The organism is Streptomyces sp. Root431, assembly GCF_001426585.1.
Taxonomy (GTDB): domain Bacteria; phylum Actinomycetota; class Actinomycetes; order Streptomycetales; family Streptomycetaceae; genus Streptomyces; species Streptomyces stackebrandtii.
In genome coordinates, this window is the sequence record NZ_LMEI01000013.1 from 243,666 (window position 1) to 259,331 (window position 15,666).

At 72.6% G+C, this 15,666-nt stretch carries 14 protein-coding genes; 3 read left to right on the plus strand and 11 right to left on the minus strand.

Translation table 11 applies throughout. From position 1 onward, the window contains the following. Window positions 1-60: 60 nt before the first annotated feature. Window positions 61-1,926, plus strand: coding sequence for a prolyl oligopeptidase family serine peptidase (locus tag ASC82_RS26540; RefSeq protein ID WP_199862615.1), 1,866 nt, complete (start codon window positions 61-63; stop codon window positions 1,924-1,926). A gap of 51 nt (window positions 1,927-1,977) precedes the next feature. Further along, window positions 1,978-2,718 carry an SURF1 family protein gene (locus ASC82_RS26545; RefSeq protein ID WP_056653024.1) on the plus strand — a complete coding sequence of 247 codons (741 nt, stop codon included), beginning with the start codon at window positions 1,978-1,980 and terminating at the stop codon, window positions 2,716-2,718. Between the two features lie 62 nt (window positions 2,719-2,780). On the opposite strand, the gene ASC82_RS26550 is transcribed toward ASC82_RS26545, so the two are convergent. The 10 genes from ASC82_RS26550 to ASC82_RS26595 form a co-directional block, all read right to left on the minus strand. Further along, window positions 2,781-4,151, minus strand: a complete 1,371-nt coding sequence (locus tag ASC82_RS26550) for a hypothetical protein (RefSeq protein ID WP_157863505.1) — start codon at window positions 4,149-4,151, stop codon at window positions 2,781-2,783. After that, complete coding sequence (locus ASC82_RS26555) at window positions 4,148-4,900, minus strand: SigE family RNA polymerase sigma factor (RefSeq protein ID WP_079039496.1); 753 nt, start codon at window positions 4,898-4,900, stop codon at window positions 4,148-4,150. The genes ASC82_RS26550 and ASC82_RS26555 overlap by 4 nt, the downstream gene beginning before the upstream one ends. Window positions 4,901-5,164: 264 nt before the next feature. Continuing rightward, window positions 5,165-6,232 carry an aspartate-semialdehyde dehydrogenase gene (locus ASC82_RS26560; RefSeq protein ID WP_056653027.1) on the minus strand — a complete coding sequence of 356 codons (1,068 nt, stop codon included), beginning with the start codon at window positions 6,230-6,232 and terminating at the stop codon, window positions 5,165-5,167. After that, window positions 6,229-7,500 (minus strand): aspartate kinase, encoded by a 1,272-nt coding sequence (locus tag ASC82_RS26565; protein WP_056653030.1) that lies wholly within the window; start codon window positions 7,498-7,500, stop codon window positions 6,229-6,231. Before ASC82_RS26565 ends, ASC82_RS26560 begins: the two co-directional genes overlap by 4 nt. 115 nt (window positions 7,501-7,615) lie before the next feature. After that, window positions 7,616-9,502, minus strand: coding sequence for a tetratricopeptide repeat protein (locus ASC82_RS26570; protein WP_157863506.1), 1,887 nt, complete (start codon window positions 9,500-9,502; stop codon window positions 7,616-7,618). Beyond that, on the minus strand, window positions 9,499-9,948 hold the full coding sequence (locus ASC82_RS31430) for a hypothetical protein (protein ID WP_277914796.1): 450 nt from the start codon (window positions 9,946-9,948) through the stop codon (window positions 9,499-9,501). Before ASC82_RS31430 ends, ASC82_RS26570 begins: the two co-directional genes overlap by 4 nt. A 25-nt stretch (window positions 9,949-9,973) precedes the next feature. Then, window positions 9,974-11,971 (minus strand): tetratricopeptide repeat protein, encoded by a 1,998-nt coding sequence (locus tag ASC82_RS26580; protein ID WP_056653039.1) that lies wholly within the window; start codon window positions 11,969-11,971, stop codon window positions 9,974-9,976. A gap of 36 nt (window positions 11,972-12,007) precedes the next feature. Then, window positions 12,008-12,670, minus strand: coding sequence for a DUF5063 domain-containing protein (locus ASC82_RS26585; protein WP_056653041.1), 663 nt, complete (start codon window positions 12,668-12,670; stop codon window positions 12,008-12,010). Between the two features lie 35 nt (window positions 12,671-12,705). Next, a complete protein-coding gene (recR, locus tag ASC82_RS26590) occupies window positions 12,706-13,305 on the minus strand; it encodes a recombination mediator RecR (RefSeq protein ID WP_024760125.1) in 600 nt (199 codons plus the stop codon). Between the two features lie 71 nt (window positions 13,306-13,376). Next, window positions 13,377-13,712 carry a YbaB/EbfC family nucleoid-associated protein gene (locus tag ASC82_RS26595; RefSeq protein ID WP_024760124.1) on the minus strand — a complete coding sequence of 112 codons (336 nt, stop codon included), beginning with the start codon at window positions 13,710-13,712 and terminating at the stop codon, window positions 13,377-13,379. A 270-nt stretch (window positions 13,713-13,982) separates the two neighbouring features. Between ASC82_RS26595 and ASC82_RS26600 the strand changes: the two genes are divergently transcribed. Beyond that, window positions 13,983-14,702, plus strand: coding sequence for an SLATT domain-containing protein (locus ASC82_RS26600; protein ID WP_056654268.1), 720 nt, complete (start codon window positions 13,983-13,985; stop codon window positions 14,700-14,702). Window positions 14,703-14,895: 193 nt separating this feature from the next. On the opposite strand, the gene ASC82_RS26605 is transcribed toward ASC82_RS26600, so the two are convergent. Next, window positions 14,896-15,546 (minus strand): hypothetical protein, encoded by a 651-nt coding sequence (locus ASC82_RS26605; protein WP_056653044.1) that lies wholly within the window; start codon window positions 15,544-15,546, stop codon window positions 14,896-14,898. Window positions 15,547-15,666 lie beyond the last annotated feature (120 nt).

Consider the following 15,666-nt stretch of genomic DNA (forward strand, 5'->3'; position numbering starts at 1 on the left):
TATCCACAGGTTGCGGACGACGCGACCGGATTGTCTGCCGCTCGGAGCATGATGGGTGTCATGACTGAGAGCAAGGACTTCACCCAGACCTCGGCGTGGGAGCGGACCCCGGCGTGGGAGCAGCGCTTCCGCGCGCCGCGCGTCTCCCTGCCCGAGTGGGCCGAGGAGGCCCCGGAGCGCTCGCTGTTCGTCTCCAACGCCACGGGGACGTACGAGCTGTACGCCTGGGACCGGGCGAGCGGCGAGCAGCGGCAGGTCACGGACCGGCCGAACGGCACGACGGACGGCACGCTCTCCCCTGACGGCGCCTGGATCTGGTGGTTCGCGGACACCGACGGGGACGAGTTCGGGGTGTGGATGCGCCAGCCGTTCGCGGGCGGCGCCGACGAGCCCGCCGTGCCCGGTCTCGACGCCTCCTATCCGGGCGGTCTCGCCATCGGCCGGGAGGGCACGCTGGTGATCGGCCGCTCCACGGACGAGGACGGGTCGACGGTCCATCTCGTACGTCCGGGGGCCGGCGCCCCCGTCGAGATCTACCGGCACCGGGAGTCGGCCGGGGTCGGCGACCTCTCGTACGACGGCTCGCTGATCGCGATCGAGCACACCGAGCACGGGGACGCGATGCACTCGGCGCTGCGCGTGCTGCGCGCTGCGGACGCGAGCGTGCTGGCCGAGCTCGACGACACCAAGGGCGGGACGGAGGAGCTCGGGCTCTCGGTCCTCGGCTTCGCCCCGGTGGCCGGCGACTCCCGGCTGCTCGTCGGGCACCAGCGGCGCGGCCGCTGGGAGCCGATGCTCTGGGACGTGGCGGCGGGCACCGAGACCGACCTGCGGCTCGACCTGCCGGGCGACGTGTCGGCGGAGTGGTACCCGGACGGCTCCGGCCTGCTGATCGTGCACAGCTTCGAGGCCCGCAGCGAGCTCTTCCGGTACGAGATCGCCACGCGCGCCCTGGTCCGGGTGGAGACCCCGGCCGGTTCGGTATCCAGTGCGACGGCCCGGCCCGACGGCAGCGTCGAGTACCTGTGGTCCTCGGCCGCCGAGCCGCCGGTGGTGCGCTCCACGGACGGCGGGATCGTCCTCGACCCGCCCGGCCCGCCGGCGCCGCCGTCGGTGCCGGTGGAGGACGTGTGGGTGGATGGTCCCGGCGGCCGGGTCCACGCGCTCGTCCAGCGTCCGGCGGAGGGCGAGGGGCCCTTCCCTACGGTCTTCGAGGTGCACGGCGGTCCCGCCTGGCACGACAGCGACGCCTTCGCCTCGGGCCCGGCGGCCTGGGTGGACCACGGGTACGCGGTGGTGCGGGTCAACTACCGGGGCTCGACGGGATACGGCCGGGAGTGGACGGACGCGCTCAAGCACCGGGTCGGTCTCATCGAGCTGGAGGACGTCGAGGCGGTCCGCGAGTGGGCGGTCGAGAGCGGCCTCGCCGACCCGGCGCGCCTGGTCCTGTCCGGCGGCTCGTGGGGCGGCTACCTCACGCTCCTCGGTCTGGGCACCCGGCCGGACGCCTGGGCGGTCGGTCTCGCGGCGGTCCCGGTCGCGGACTACGTCACGGCGTACGAGGACGAGATGGAGGCCCTGAAGGCGCTGGACCGGACGCTGCTCGGCGGCTCGCCCGAGGAGGTGCCCGAGCGGTACGCGGCCTCGTCGCCGCTGACGTACGTGGACGCGGTGAAGGCCCCGGTGCACATCTCGGCCGGCGTCAACGACCCGCGCTGCCCGATCCGGCAGATCGACAACTACGTGGACCGGCTGGCGGCGCGGGGCGCGGTCCACGAGGTGTACCGGTACGACGCGGGTCACGGCTCGCTCGTGGTGGAGGAGCGGATCAAGCAGGTCGGCCTGGACCTGGCCTTCGCCGCGAAGCACCTGGGGACCGGGAAGGGGGCGGGAGCCGGGACGGGGGCCGGGACGGGGACCGTCTAGCCCGGGGACCCGGTCGTCGGGGAGGGGAGCGCGTTTGCGTACGGTGGGGGGGTGTACCGGTTCCTGAGAACGCCCCGCTGGTGGGGGATCAACGTCTTCGTCCTGCTGGCGATCCCGTTCTGCGTGTTCATGGGGACCTGGCAGCTGGGCAAGTTCGAGGATCGCGTCGACTCCCATCGCGAGGCCGAGGAGCGGCCCGCCGCGAGCTCGCTGAAGGCGGCGCCGCTGGACACGCTCCTGCCGGTGGACAAGGAGACCTCGGGGCGGCCCGCCGAGGCGCGCGGCCGGTTCGGGGAGCAGTTCCTCGTCCCCGAGCGCGACCTGGACGGCCGGGCCGGCTCGTACGTCCTGACGCTGCTCAAGACGGACGGCGGCCGCTCGCTTCCGGTGGTCCGGGGCTGGCTCCCGACGGGCGCGAAGGCCCCGGCCCCGCCGTCCGGCGAGGTCTCGGTGGTGGGCGCGCTCCAGGCCTCGGAGAACCCGGGGACGAAGGGCGTCCGTGCCGCGGGCGGCCTGCCCGAGGGTCAGCTCGGCATGATCAGCGCGGCGTCCCTGGTGAACGTGGTCACGGACGACGTCTACGACGCCTGGATCACCCTCGCCGACTCCCCCGCCGGTCTCACGCCGGTCCCGGCGGCCGCCGCCGCGGGGACGAGCCTGGACGTGAAGGCCTTCCAGAACCTCGGCTACACGGCGGAGTGGTTCGTCTTCGCCGGCTTCGTGCTCTTCATGTGGTTCCGCCTCGCGCGCCGTGAGGCGGAGGCCTCCCGGGACGAGGCGCTGGGCCTGTAGGACGCGCTCATGGCGAAGGGCCCGGCGGACGGTAGTCGTCCACCGGGCCCTTCTTCATGCGCTCAGGGGCCGGCGAGGATGCCGGTGCGGTAGATGGTGCCCGCGCAGGCGTTGGGGACGGTCGCCACGGCGACGGGGCCGCCCGGCTCCGCGGTGTGGCTGACCGCGACGCTGCCGTCGGCCGGACCGCCGTCCTCCCGGAGCAGCTGCGCCGCCGTCCCGCCCTCCGCGTCCGTGCCGGTGCCGGTCTCCCCGCCGGGGTTGGTCCCCGTACCCGTATCGGGGTCCTTGGAGGTCGGGGGGATCGTCGTCGGGGGCGTCGTCGTCGGCTCGGTCGGGGTCGGCTCCGTCGGAGTCGGCTCGGTCGGCGGCACGGTCGGGGTGGGCTCGGTCGGAGTCGGCTCGGTCGTCGGAGTCCCGCCGGTCCTCGGACAGGTCTCGCTGGGCAGCCAGGCGAACCGCACCTCGTAGGAGCCGCTGGGCTTCAGCAGGAGCGCGGGCTCCTCCTGCGCCGGGTCGGGCAGCCCGCTGCCGTCCCCCGCGGTGTGCCGGACGACCTCGATCCGGCTCGGGTCGGCGGCGCCCCTGGCCTCGAAGCCGACGATGCCGCTGCCGTCCACGACGCAGCTCTTCCCGGAGACGTTGGCGACGCGGAACGTGCCGTACACGCTCCCCGAACCGTCCGGTCCGCTCGTCTGGGTCGCGCTGACGCCGAGCTGGCCGGCCTCGCACTGCGGCGTGTCGCCGGAGACCGGGTTCTGCGAGACCTGCGGCCCCTCGGTGCTCGCGCCGGTCCCGGGCCGCTCCGGCTTGCCCGTGGCCCCGTCGACCGTGCCCTGGCTGGGCGACACCTGGGTCGCCGGGGACTGGGAGGTCTTGCCTCCCTCGACGCCCGTCTCGGCGCCGGTGCCGCCCTGGGCGTCCTGGCCGTGGCCGGCGTTCACGGGATTGGCGGCGGTGACCCCGCCGGAGTTCGCGACGTGGACGAAGGCGGGCACGGCCGTCCCGATGAGGACGGCGGCCGCCGCGGCGCCGACGACGGCCTGCCGCTTGCGGGCGCGCCGCGCGGGCACGGCACGGCGCAGGTGCTCCAGCGAGCCGGTGGTGGGCTCCAGGCCCGCCACGGCGCCGTGGAGCAGCCGCCGCAGCGCGAGCTCGTCACCCAGAGCGCCGAGCTCGGACCCGGCTTCGGACCCGGCTTCGGACCCGGCTTCGGGCCCGACCCCGGACCCGGCCTGGGATTCCGGCTCCCCGTCCGGCTCGGAATCGGGCTCGATGTTCAGCATCCGTCGTCCACTCAGGTCGTCACGTTCATCACGGGCTTCGCGCTCGGCACGGGCTTCACGCTCGGCACGGGCGTCGCTCTCCGCACGGGCTTCACGCTCGGCACGGGCGTCGCGCTCGGCACGGGGCTCGTCATCCTCGTGGCTCATGCGTTCGCCTCCATCGCGACACGCAGCGCCGCGATGCCCCGCGAACCGTACGCCTTCACCGAACCCAGCGATATCCCGAGCGTCTCGGCGACCTGGGCCTCCGTCATGTCCGCGAAGTACCGCAGGACGAGCACCTCGCGCTGCCGCCGCTGGAGCCCCTTCATCGCCTTGATGAGGTCGTCGCGCTCCAGCTGGTCGTACGCCCCCTCCTCCGCGCTGGCCATGTCCGGCATCGGCTTGGACAGCAGCTTGAGGCCGAGGATGCGCCGGCGCAGCGCGGACCGCGAGAGGTTCACGACGGTCTGCCGCAGGTAGGCGAGCGTCTTCTCGGGCTCGCGCACCCGCTTGCGGGCCGAGTGGACGCGGATGAACGCCTCCTGGACGACGTCCTCACAGGAGGCCGTGTCGTCGAGGAGGAGCGCCGCGAGGCCGAGCAGCGACCTGTAGTGGGCGCGGTAGGTCTCGGTCAGGTGGTCGACGGTGGTGCCGGCGGCCATGGCCCCTTCAGCGCTCGTGCGGGGGGACGGGATGCCGTCCACCGCTCTCATGCGGGATCCGGTGGGCACGGGGGCGATCACCGGCATCCCGCCGCGCCCGCCGACTCCGCCGACGCCGGCTCCACGCGGACGTCCGAACGGACGGACCGCGGAGCCGCGTACGGGGATGACGGCGGCGCTCCGCACGGGGAGCACCGCTGTGCCCGCGCCGCGCAGCGGAGCGATGGTCGCGATGTCGAGTACCTCTGCCACGCCTGTTGGACACGCCTCCCCCCGCCAGGGTTGTACGCGTACGCCACCGAAATCGACGGTGACCCGTATGTCCTCATGCGTAACCGTTCTCCCCCGATGCCCCGCTTTCGCAGCGTGCTCCGCGCCACACGATGGTGAGTGAACGCAGAGACGCGCCCCACCCAACTCGTGGTTGCAATGCGGGGGAAGAGCATCGTCGAACACGGAATCACCGCAGTTCAAGAGGTATCTGACGCCTTTTTGCTCACAGCGCCTTCACAGATCCTACAAATCCGTGACAACCGATTCCGCGATCTGGAGCGCATTGAGGGCGGCGCCCTTGCGGAGGTTGTCGGCGCAGACGAAGAAATCCAGCGCGCGCTCGTCGTCCATGGAGCGCCGCACCCGTCCGACCCACGCGGGATCGGTGCCGACGACGTCGGCCGGCGTGGGGAAGTCGCCCGCGGCGGGATCGTCGTAGAGCACGACCCCCGGCGAGGTCGCCAGGACCTCGTGCGCGCGCCCGACGGTGACGGGGTGTTCGAACCGCGCGTGGACGGAGACGGAGTGGCCGGTCACGACGGGAACGCGCAGGCAGGTGACGGCGATCCGCAGCCCCGGAAGCCCGAGGACCCTGCGGGTCTCGTCCCTGACGCGCTCCTCCTCCGAGGAAGCGCCGTCCTCGCCGGCCGTGCCCGACCAGGGCAGGACGTTGAGCGCGAGAGGACCGGGGAAGGGCCCGGCGTCCTCGCCGACGGCCCGGCGTACGTCACCGGGCTGCGTGCCCAGTTCGCCGTCGCCGGCCACCAGGCCCAGCTGCGCGCGGAGCGCGTCGACGCCCGCCTGCCCGGCACCGGCGCCGCTCGCCGCCTGCTGGGCGGTGACGACCAGTTCGGCGACCCCGAACTCGGCGTGCAGGGCGCCCACGGCGGCGATCAGCGCGAGCGTGGTGCAGCCGGGGCTCGCGACGATGCCCCGGGGGCGTACGCGCGCCGCGTGCGGATTGACCTCGGGGACGACGAGCGGCACGTCCGGGTCGCCCCGGAAGGCCGTGGAGGTGTCCACGACGACCGCGCCCTTGGCGACGGCGATGGGCGCCCACCGGGCCGCGACCGCCTCGGGCACGAGGAAGAGCGCCAGGTCGACGCCGTCGAAGGACTCCTCGGAGCCCTCGCCGAGCGCGAGGACCTCGCACTCCTCCCCGCGGACGGCGGCCTTGGAGCCGGCCGCCCCCGGGGAGTCGAACAGGCGTATCTCGCCCCAGACGTCCGCGTGGTGCGTGAGCATCTGGAGCATCGCCGAGCCGACGGCTCCGGTCGCACCGACGACCGCGAGCGTCGGCTTCGACGTCATCGGCCGGTGCCTCCATAGACGACGGCCTCGTCCGAGTCGCTGTCCAGACCGAAGGCGGAGTGGACGGCGCGCACGGCCTCGTTGACGTCGTCGGCGCGGGTGACGACCGAGATGCGGATCTCGGAGGTCGAGATGAGCTCGATGTTCACACCGGCGTCGGAGAGCGCCTTGAAGAAGTCCGCGGTGACGCCCGGGTTGGTCTTCATACCGGCGCCGACCAGGGAGATCTTGCCGATCTGGTCGTCGTAGCGGAGCGAGTCGAAGCCGATCGCGCCCTTCGCCTTCTCCAGGGCGTCGATGGCCTTGCGGCCCTCGGCCTTGGGGAGGGTGAAGGAGATGTCCGTCAGACCGGTGGAGGCGGCGGACACGTTCTGCACGATCATGTCGATGTTGATCTCGGCGTCCGCGACGGCACGGAAGATGGCCGCGGCCTCACCCGGCTTGTCCGGCACGCCGACAACGGTGATCTTCGCCTCGGAGGTGTCGTGGGCGACACCCGAGATGATGGCCTGCTCCACCTTCTGGGCTCCTTGCGGTTCGTTGCTGACCCACGTGCCCTGCAGCCCCGAGAAGGAGGAGCGGACGTGGATCGGGATGTTGTAGCGGCGCGCGTACTCGACGCACCGGTGCAGCAGCACCTTGGAGCCGGAGGCGGCGAGCTCCAGCATGTCCTCGAAGGAGATCCAGTCGATCTTCTTCGCCTTCTTCACGACGCGCGGGTCGGCCGTGAAGACGCCGTCCACGTCGGTGTAGATCTCGCAGACCTCGGCGTCGAGCGCGGCGGCGAGCGCCACGGCCGTGGTGTCGGAACCGCCACGGCCGAGCGTGGTGATGTCCTTCTTGTCCTGCGACACACCCTGGAAGCCGGCGACGATGGCGATGTTGCCCTCGTCGAGGGCGGTGCGGATCCGGCCCGGCGTGACATCGATGATGCGCGCTTTGTTGTGGACCGAGTCGGTGATGACACCTGCCTGGCTGCCCGTGAACGACTGGGCCTCGTGGCCCAGGTTTTTGATCGCCATGGCCAGCAGAGCCATGGAGATCCGCTCTCCGGCGGTCAGCAGCATGTCGAACTCACGTCCGGCAGGGATCGGGGATACCTGCTCGGCGAGATCGATCAACTCGTCCGTCGTGTCGCCCATCGCGGAAACCACGACGACCACCTGGTGGCCGTTCTTCTTGGCATCCACGATCCGCTTGGCGACGCGCTTGATGCCTTCGGCATCGGCAACGGAGGAGCCTCCGTACTTCTGCACGACAAGGCCCACGTGCGCTCCTCGCTCAGTGTGTGCCGCAGCCGGCGCTGCGATCGGCTCAGTCTAACGAGGGACCTGGAAACGCCAGCGTGATATCGGATGGTGAGACGGGCCGCTCAGGGAGTGATCACTCGGGCAGCTCCGCGAGGCCTTTCGCCACGAGGAGTGTGTAGGGGTGGTGCTCCCCGAGGACGCGTACGAGGACGGGCAGCAGCTCCCGGTACTCGGCCAGGGCCTCGTCGGTCGCCCCGTCGATCGCGCGCAGTCCGGCCAGGACGACCCGTGCTTCCAGGGTCTCCACAGAGTCCTCACCGAGGAGCGCCCGCAGCCCGTCCACCGCGTACGAGCACGTCGCGACGGCTTCGGAGGTCCGGTTCGCGGCCTCGTAGCTCCCGGCGAGTTCGACCAACCCCCCCAGCGTTTCCTGATGGCCCGCGCCCACGACACGGATCAGGTCCGCCACCAAGCCCTCGTGCATGGCGATCGCCTCGTCGACCCGCCCTGCCCGCCGGTGAGCCTGCGCGAGAACTCTCCGCGCCAAGAGCGTGCCCCTCTCATCGGCTCCGAGCACCTCGGTCATGACGCGCACCACCTCGGCCACCCGCTCGATCAGCTCTTCCCGGCTTCTCGCCGAGCCGGAGACCGTGAGCAGCGCGCCGTGCGCCCCCAGGGTGAACGGATGGGTCGGTCCGTACAGCCGCTCGCTACCGGCCACCGCCCGCTCGAACACGCCGAACGCCACCTCGGGCAACCCGCTGAGCACGAGATACGTACCGACCGAGACCAACGCTCCGAGCAGCCGCTCGCCGTCGCCCGCCGGATCGGTGCACCTCAGATACGCCTCGACGTGCGGCATCAGCCCGCGGTACGTCTCCCAGCTGGCCGGGTTCGGGACGTCCCGCGGCGCAGCGTCTCCGAGCGCCGTCTCGGCCGCCAGCCAGGCCCGAGCGATCAGCCCCGGCTCCCGGTGCGGGTCCTCCGGATCCGGCCGCCGCGCCACCGCCTGGACCAGCCGGTGCACCGACACCGAGCCGTCCTCGTGGAGCGTGACCATGCTGTGCGCCGCCAGTTCCCCCAGCGCGTGACGCGCGCCCGTCGGCAGGAGCAGAGCGGGGATCCGGTCCGGACCGAACCAGGCCAGCAGTCGCAGGAGTTCCCCGGCTCGCGGATCCGAGGCGGCGAGCCGGTCCAGCGTGACGCGCAAGGTCCGCGCGACCGCCGCCTCCGCGTCCCCGGGCCGGCCACCCAGCTCCGCCAGGTAGTCGAGCGGGGGCGTGGCCGTGCGCCCGCAGTACGCGGCGGCGATCTCGACGGCCAGCGGCAGCTGCCCGAGGGTCTCGCAGAGCCGCTCGGCGCCGGTGGTGTCGCGGGGGCCCGCGTGGGTGGCGACGCGGGTGAAGAGCTCGACGGCGTCGGCGGCCGGCAGGACGGGCAGCGTGAGGACGCGCCCGATCCCGTACCAGGCGTCCGTCGTCCGGCTCGTGACGACGACCCGCCCCCGGCCGCCGGTTCTGGCCAGCAGGCCCGCCACGTCCCCGGGATCGGTGACGTTGTCGAGGACGAGCAGCCAGCCGTCGTGCGCCGACAGCCACTGCAACGCCCGCTCACGCAGGGCCTCTTGCGGGAGTACGTCGATCAGCGCGGGCTGCATCGCGGCGGCGAGGCCCGCGAGCCCGGCGTCCACGTCGGCGCGGCTCTCGGCGGTGATCCACCAGACGGGGTTGCGGTCGGCCGCCTGCCGGAGGGCCCAGCGGGCGGCGAGCGAGGACTTGCCGACCCCGCCGAGGCCGGAGATCACGACGGTCTCCGCCTCCCGGTCGAGCAGCTCGCCCTCCTCGCCGCGCCCGACGAAGTGGGCGGCCTTGCGGGGCACGTTGACGAGCCCGGGCGGACAGACCACCGGCCCGAGCGCCTCGGGCGGCAGCGCGGTCACCCGGTCGCCGGTGTGCACCCACCCGATATCCCCACCGGCGGCGACGGACCGCTCCCCCGACGCGGAGACGCCCTCGCTCACGCGTCGCCGGTCGATACGGAGCCGATGTCGCCCCCCGCGGCGACGGAACGGTCACCGGAGGCGGCGACGGAGCCCGGGGCGGGCGCGGAGGATGGGGTGGCGGTGGGTGCCGGGGCCGGGGCCGGTGCCGGGCTCGTACCGCTGCCCGTAGCGACGGACCCGATGTTCCCGCCGGCGGCGACGGAGCCGGGGCCGGAGGCGGTCACGACCGGGGCGGCCGGTGCCGGTGCGGGCGCCGGTGCGGGCGCCGCCGCACCCCCGTACTGCCCCCAGAGCGTGAGCCCGAGGCCGACCGCCGCCAGTACCGCACCGATGACGCTCGCGAGCTGGTCGGCCTTCCCCAGGTCGGTGGCCGCGACGGCGATCAGCGCGCCGATCCCGACGACACCGACACCGGCGCCGCTCCACAGCAATGCCTTCGACCGTCTCTGCGTCTGCGCTGCCATGCGTCCATGATGACAGCGCGAGGGGTCAGGGCTCCATCTTCCGCAGGAGTGCGGTCAGTTCGCATTCCCCGACCACCCTGAGGCAGTCCGCCAGGAGCGCGGCCTTCAGGGCTCCGGCACGCTCCGTCTGTCCGCTCTGCTGGAGGACGTGGACCTCGACGAGGCGCGACATGAAGGTGCGCGAGTCCTCGGCGCCGTAGCGGCGACTGGATATCGCGATGGCGTCCGCCGCGAGCGCGACGGCGCGCTCGGTCTCCCCGGAGGCCGCGAGCTCCAGGATCAGGGCGCGTCTGATGGTGTCGCACATGAGGGGATCCTCGGGCGACGCCCGCTCGGCATCGGCGACCAGCACCTCCAGCGCCGTCACGTCCATGCGTTGACCGGGCACGACTCCGAGCAGTTCGTACCGGGCGAAGATGGTCTGCGGATGCCTCGGTCCCAGGATGCGATGGCAGTGCGCGGCGTTCTCCTGGAACAGCTCCTTCGCCCGCTCCGGTTCGTTCTTCCGCAGCACGCGGGCCAGGTGCCCCCGGGTGGACAGCGTGCGGGGATCGTCGGGCCCGGCGACACGCAGCTGGCCCGCAAGGCCCTCCGTCAGGAGTTCCGCGGCCGCCTGGGCGCCGTCCATCATGTCCAGGTTCAGGGCGAGGGTCTGCATCGCCAGCAGCGTCCGCGGATGGTCCGGGCCGTGGGTCCGGTGGAAGGAGCGCAGCGCCCGCTCGCACAGAGGCAGGGCCCGGCTGACGGCCGTACCCATGCCGAAGTGCACTCCGGCCAGCTGGAACAGTTCGGCCGCCACCGCGCTGTCGTCCGCCGGATCAGTGTGTCCGGCCAGCGCCTCCACGTGCCCCACGATGTGCCGGTCCGCGCCGATCTCCGACTGCGACAGGGCGTCGTACAGCAGACACGTGGCCAACTCGCGCGCCACCCCCGTCACCTCCGCCGGTCCCGCTCTGACCACCGCCTGCACCAGCCGGTGGACGGTCAGCTCCCCGCCGCTGAGCGTGATCATGCTGTGCGCGGCCAGCCGCCGCACGGCCTCCGTGAACTCCAGCGGTGTCCCCAGCGATTCGAAGAGCCGCCGGGAGATCCCCTCGGGCGCCCACCAGGCGATGATCCGGAGCACGACCTCGGCAGCCGGGGTGTCCTTGAGCCGCTCCAACGTCACCTGCCACACCCGCGCCAGCGTCCGCGCCGCCTCGCCCCCCTCCGCCATCGCCGCGAACATCTCGCCCGGGTACGCGGCGAGCAGTCCCAGGTACGTACGCGGGGTGATGCCGGCCTCCGCGCAGTACGCGGCCGCCTGCCTCAGCGCCAGCGGCAAGTAGCCCAGTTCCGAGCAGAGTTCGCCGAGTCCGTCGTCGGCGTCGCACACACCCGTGAAAAGCTCCGCCGCCTCCGCCGCTCCGAGGACGTCCAGGACCACCGTCCGCCCGATGTCCTGCCAGCCGCTCGCCCGCCGCGAGGTGACGACGATCCGGCCGTTCCCCACCCTCGCCAGCAACGGGCGCAGGTCGGCGGGGGCGGAGACGTTGTCGAGGACGAGGAGCCAGTCGTCGTTGTTGGCCAGCCACTGCAACGCCCGCTCACGCAGGGCTTCTTCGGGGAGGACGCCCACGACGCCCGGCTGCATGGCCCGTGCCAGGTCGGCGAGGCCCGCGTCGAGTTCGGCGGGGGTCTCGGCGGTGATCCACCAGACGACGGCGTGGTCGGCCGTCCGGTCCGCGACCCACCGCGCCGCGAGGGTCGACTTCCCGATGCCACCGAGTCCGCAGATGACTTGGACGCCCGTGCCCTCGCTCAGCGCGGCGAGTTCGCGGGCGCGGCCCACGAACAGCTTGGTGCGCTCGGGGAGATGGACCAGGCCGTCAGGGGAGACGGTGAGCGCCTCCGGGGGCAGCAGTGTCGCGCGCTCGACCTGGGTGACGAAGTCCCCCGTGTTGACGCGCCCGATGTTCCCGCCCGCCGCGACGGCCCGGTCACCGGACGCCTCGGCCCGGCCCGTGTCTGCTCCCCCAGTCATCGGCCCATGATGGCAGGGGGCAGCAGGAGCGGTCCGCTACTTCCTGAGCGACCGCAGGCCCAGCGGCGCCGCGATCTCCTCCAGCATCACGCGGCCCGCTTCCTCGGCGAGTTCCTCCTCCGCCAGGTCCTCGTCCGTGTCGAGGCCGTCCAGCTCGGCCAGGGGCTGGTCGAGGCGGACGTGGGCGACGAGGGACTGGAGGGCGCGGAGGGTGGCCGAGGCGGTGGGGCCCCAGTTGGAGAAGTACGAGAACTGCCACCACCACAGCGCCTCGCTGGTGCGGCCCGCGCGGTAGTGGGCGAGGCCGTGGCGGAGGTCGGTGACGATGTCGGCGAGGTTGTCGGAGATCCGGGCCGGGACGGGGGCCTTGCGCGGCTCGTACGGGTCGAAGACCTCGGAGAAGACGTCCACCGGGTCGAGCATCGCGGCGAACCGCTCGCGCAGGTCGTCGACGTCCGGCTCCGGACCGGTGTCCGGCTCGTAGCGCTCGTCCGGGACGATGTCCTCGTGTGCGCCGAGCCGGCCGCCCGCGAGCAGGAGCTGGGAGATCTCCAGGAGCAGGAAGGGCACCGCGCTGTCCGGCTCGTCGCCCTTGGCGACCTCGGCGGTCGCGACGATGAAGCTCTCGATCGAATCGGAGATCTGGACCGCGAAGTCGTCCGGATCCTGCGTGACGGAGTGCAGTGTGGCGTCAGACATCGAGGAGCCTCCCTGAGAGCGCGCCGGCCCTGTCGTCATACATCTAGCAGCCTCCGTCCTTCGAAGGCACGGCCGAGGGTTACCTCGTCGGCGTATTCGAGGTCGCCGCCGACGGGGAGCCCGCTCGCGAGCCGGGTCACCCTGAGCCCCATGGGCTTGATCATCCGCGCGAGGTACGTCGCGGTGGCCTCGCCCTCCAGGTTCGGGTCGGTGGCGAGGATCAGCTCGGTGACCGTGCCGTCCGCGAGCCGTGCCAGGAGCTCGCGGATGCGCAGGTCGTCCGGTCCGACGCCCTCGATCGGGCTGATCGCGCCGCCGAGGACGTGGTACCGCCCCCGGAACTCGCGGGTCCGCTCGATCGCGACGACGTCCTTCGGCTCCTCGACCACGCAGATGACGGTGAGGTCGCGCCGCGGGTCCCGGCAGATGTTGCACTGCTCCTGCTGTGCCACGTTGCCGCAGACGGCGCAGAACCTGACCTTCTCCTTGACCTCCAGGAGCGCGTGCGCCAGCCGCCGTACGTCGGTGGGCTCCGCCTGGAGGATGTGGAAGGCGATCCGCTGCGCGCTCTTGGGACCGACGCCGGGCAGCCTGCCCAGTTCGTCGATGAGGTCCTGAACCACGCCTTCGTACAACGGAACGCCCTTCTCAGAGGTGCTTGATTCTTACGGTAGTGGCTGGAAGTACACCTTTGAAGGCGTACGGGTCAGAAGCCCAGTCCCGGCATGCCGCCCAGGCCCTGCGCCAGGGGGCCCAGCTTGGCCTGCTGGAGCTGCTGCGCGTTCTCGTTGGCGGCGTGCACGGCGGCCACGACCAGGTCGGCCAGCGTCTCCGTGTCCTCGGGGTCGACCGCCTTGGGGTCGATCACGAGGCCGCGCAGCTCGCCGGAGCCGGTGACGGTCGCCTTGACCAGGCCGCCGCCCGCCTGGCCCTCGACCTCGGTCGCGGCCAGCTCCTCCTGGGCTCGGGCGAGGTCCTGCTGCATCTTCTGGGCCTGCTGGAGAAGCTGCTGCATGTTGGGCTGGCCACCACCGGGAATCACGGTCACTCCTGAGGTTCGGTACGTCCGTATGTCGGGTAAGCCCGAGCCTACGTGGTCGCCGCCCGCCCTGCCTCCATCACTCTTTCGGGTGAGAAACTGCGGGCTTCTCTACCTGATCAACACCCTCTTGCGGGCGGAAATCCCGGGATTCCGGGCCCGCCGCCCACCATTCGGCGGTAGGAAGGGCAGGCACCACGTGCACCGCACGTCACAGAAGGACACGCGCGCTGAGCTGAACAGAGGAGTCCCCCGGTGAGCCAGCAGCCGGACATGCAGCCGGGTCAGTCCGGGGAGAACCCGGAGGACACAGAGCGGCCGGACCGCGATCTCACCGGCATGCCGTTCCCGCTGGGCGACTGGGGCGAGCCCGCCGAGCGGCTCGACGAGCTGTACCGCTGGGTCGAGTCCCATGCCCTGCGCACGGCGGAGTGGTACCTCTCCGACCGCCTCTGGAAGCGCCGCAGCGCCCGGATCCTGCGGGTGGGCACCGCCGCCGGGGTGATCGTGGGCGCCGCGCTGCCGCTGCTCGACGTGACCGGGGTGGCGGAGGGCGCGGCCGGCTGGGGTTATCTGTCCCTGCTGCTCGGCGCGGCCTGCGTGGCCTGCGACCGGTACTTCGGGCTGACGTCCGGCTGGATGCGGGACGTGGCGACGGCACAGGCCGTGCAGCGCCGTCTCCAGGCCCTCCAGTTCGACTGGGCGTCGGAGAGCGTCCGGGAGGTCCTGGGCCCCACGGAGGGCACGGCCAGCGAGGCGGCCGAGCGATGTCTGGGCGTGCTGCGCCGCTTCTCGGAGGACGTGACCGAGCTCGTACGGGCGGAGACCGCGGACTGGATGGTCGAGTTCCGCTCGGGCCCCGCGCCGCTCATGCTCCAGTCGGTGGGCGTGGCGCCCGCGCGCACGGAGAGCTCCCATCCGGCGGGCCGCTTCCCGCTGCTGCCCGGCACCCGTCCGAACATGCCGCGCCAGCGGCCCCCGGAGGCCCGCTAGGGCCTGTCCGGCGGATCAGGGTCGGACAGGTCGCGGGGTCTGGTGCGGTGCATCGCAAGGCGCCGGAGCGCCCACATAGCGGAGCTATGTGGGCGCTCCGGCAACGCGGCGAGGTGCCGTGCCAGACCCCGCGACCCCGGCCATGATCCGCCGGACAGGCCCTAGGGGGTCCGGGGCCGCACGGCCACAGGGCTCAGCTGAGGATGATCATCGAGCCCTGTGCGAGGCTCCGGGTCGCCGCCGCGTGCAGCCCCAGCCACACGTGGCGCTCCCGCGCGAAGGGACTGTCGTCGTACGGAATCGGTCCGGCCGGCTCCTCCAGGGAGGTCGGCCGCTCCGGCGGCACCGGGGTCGCCGGCGGGTTCATCGGGTCGATCCCGATCGAGGGCGCCACGAATTCGAGCTCCCGCAGCAGCCCGTACGAGGAGCCGAGCGGGCCGCCGCCCTCCAGGAGCGCGTCGCTGGAGAGCGGCGCGGGGAAGTCGACGGGCACGTAGGCGCCCGCGTGGTCGTAGTGCCAGACGAGGTGCGACTGCTGGGCGGTCGCCTCGAACATCTCCAGGAGCTGCTCGTAGTCCCCGCCGAGCTCGCCGACCGGCTCGACCGGCAGCCCGCACACCTGGAGGAGGTACGCGCGGCGCAGGAAGTGCAGGGCCTCGTAGTCGAAGCCCGCGATCGGGGCGACGTCACCGGAGAGCCCCGGCATGTAGGCGTAGACGGGCACGGTCGGCAGGCCGGCCGCGCTCAGCACGGCGTCGTACGTCGCTATCTCTTCGGCGAAGGGGTTGTCGGGGCTGTGGCACAGCAGGTCGACAAGGGGGACCAGCCACAGGTCACAGGCCAAGGGAGGCTCGCTCTCCGTCAGTTGCAGGGACGGCCAGGGTAGTCGGCACGGCCGACGACTCCCACCCGCTGAGGAACTGCCCCGGGAGGCCCCGCCTCAACCCGGGCCTGTCCCCCGACG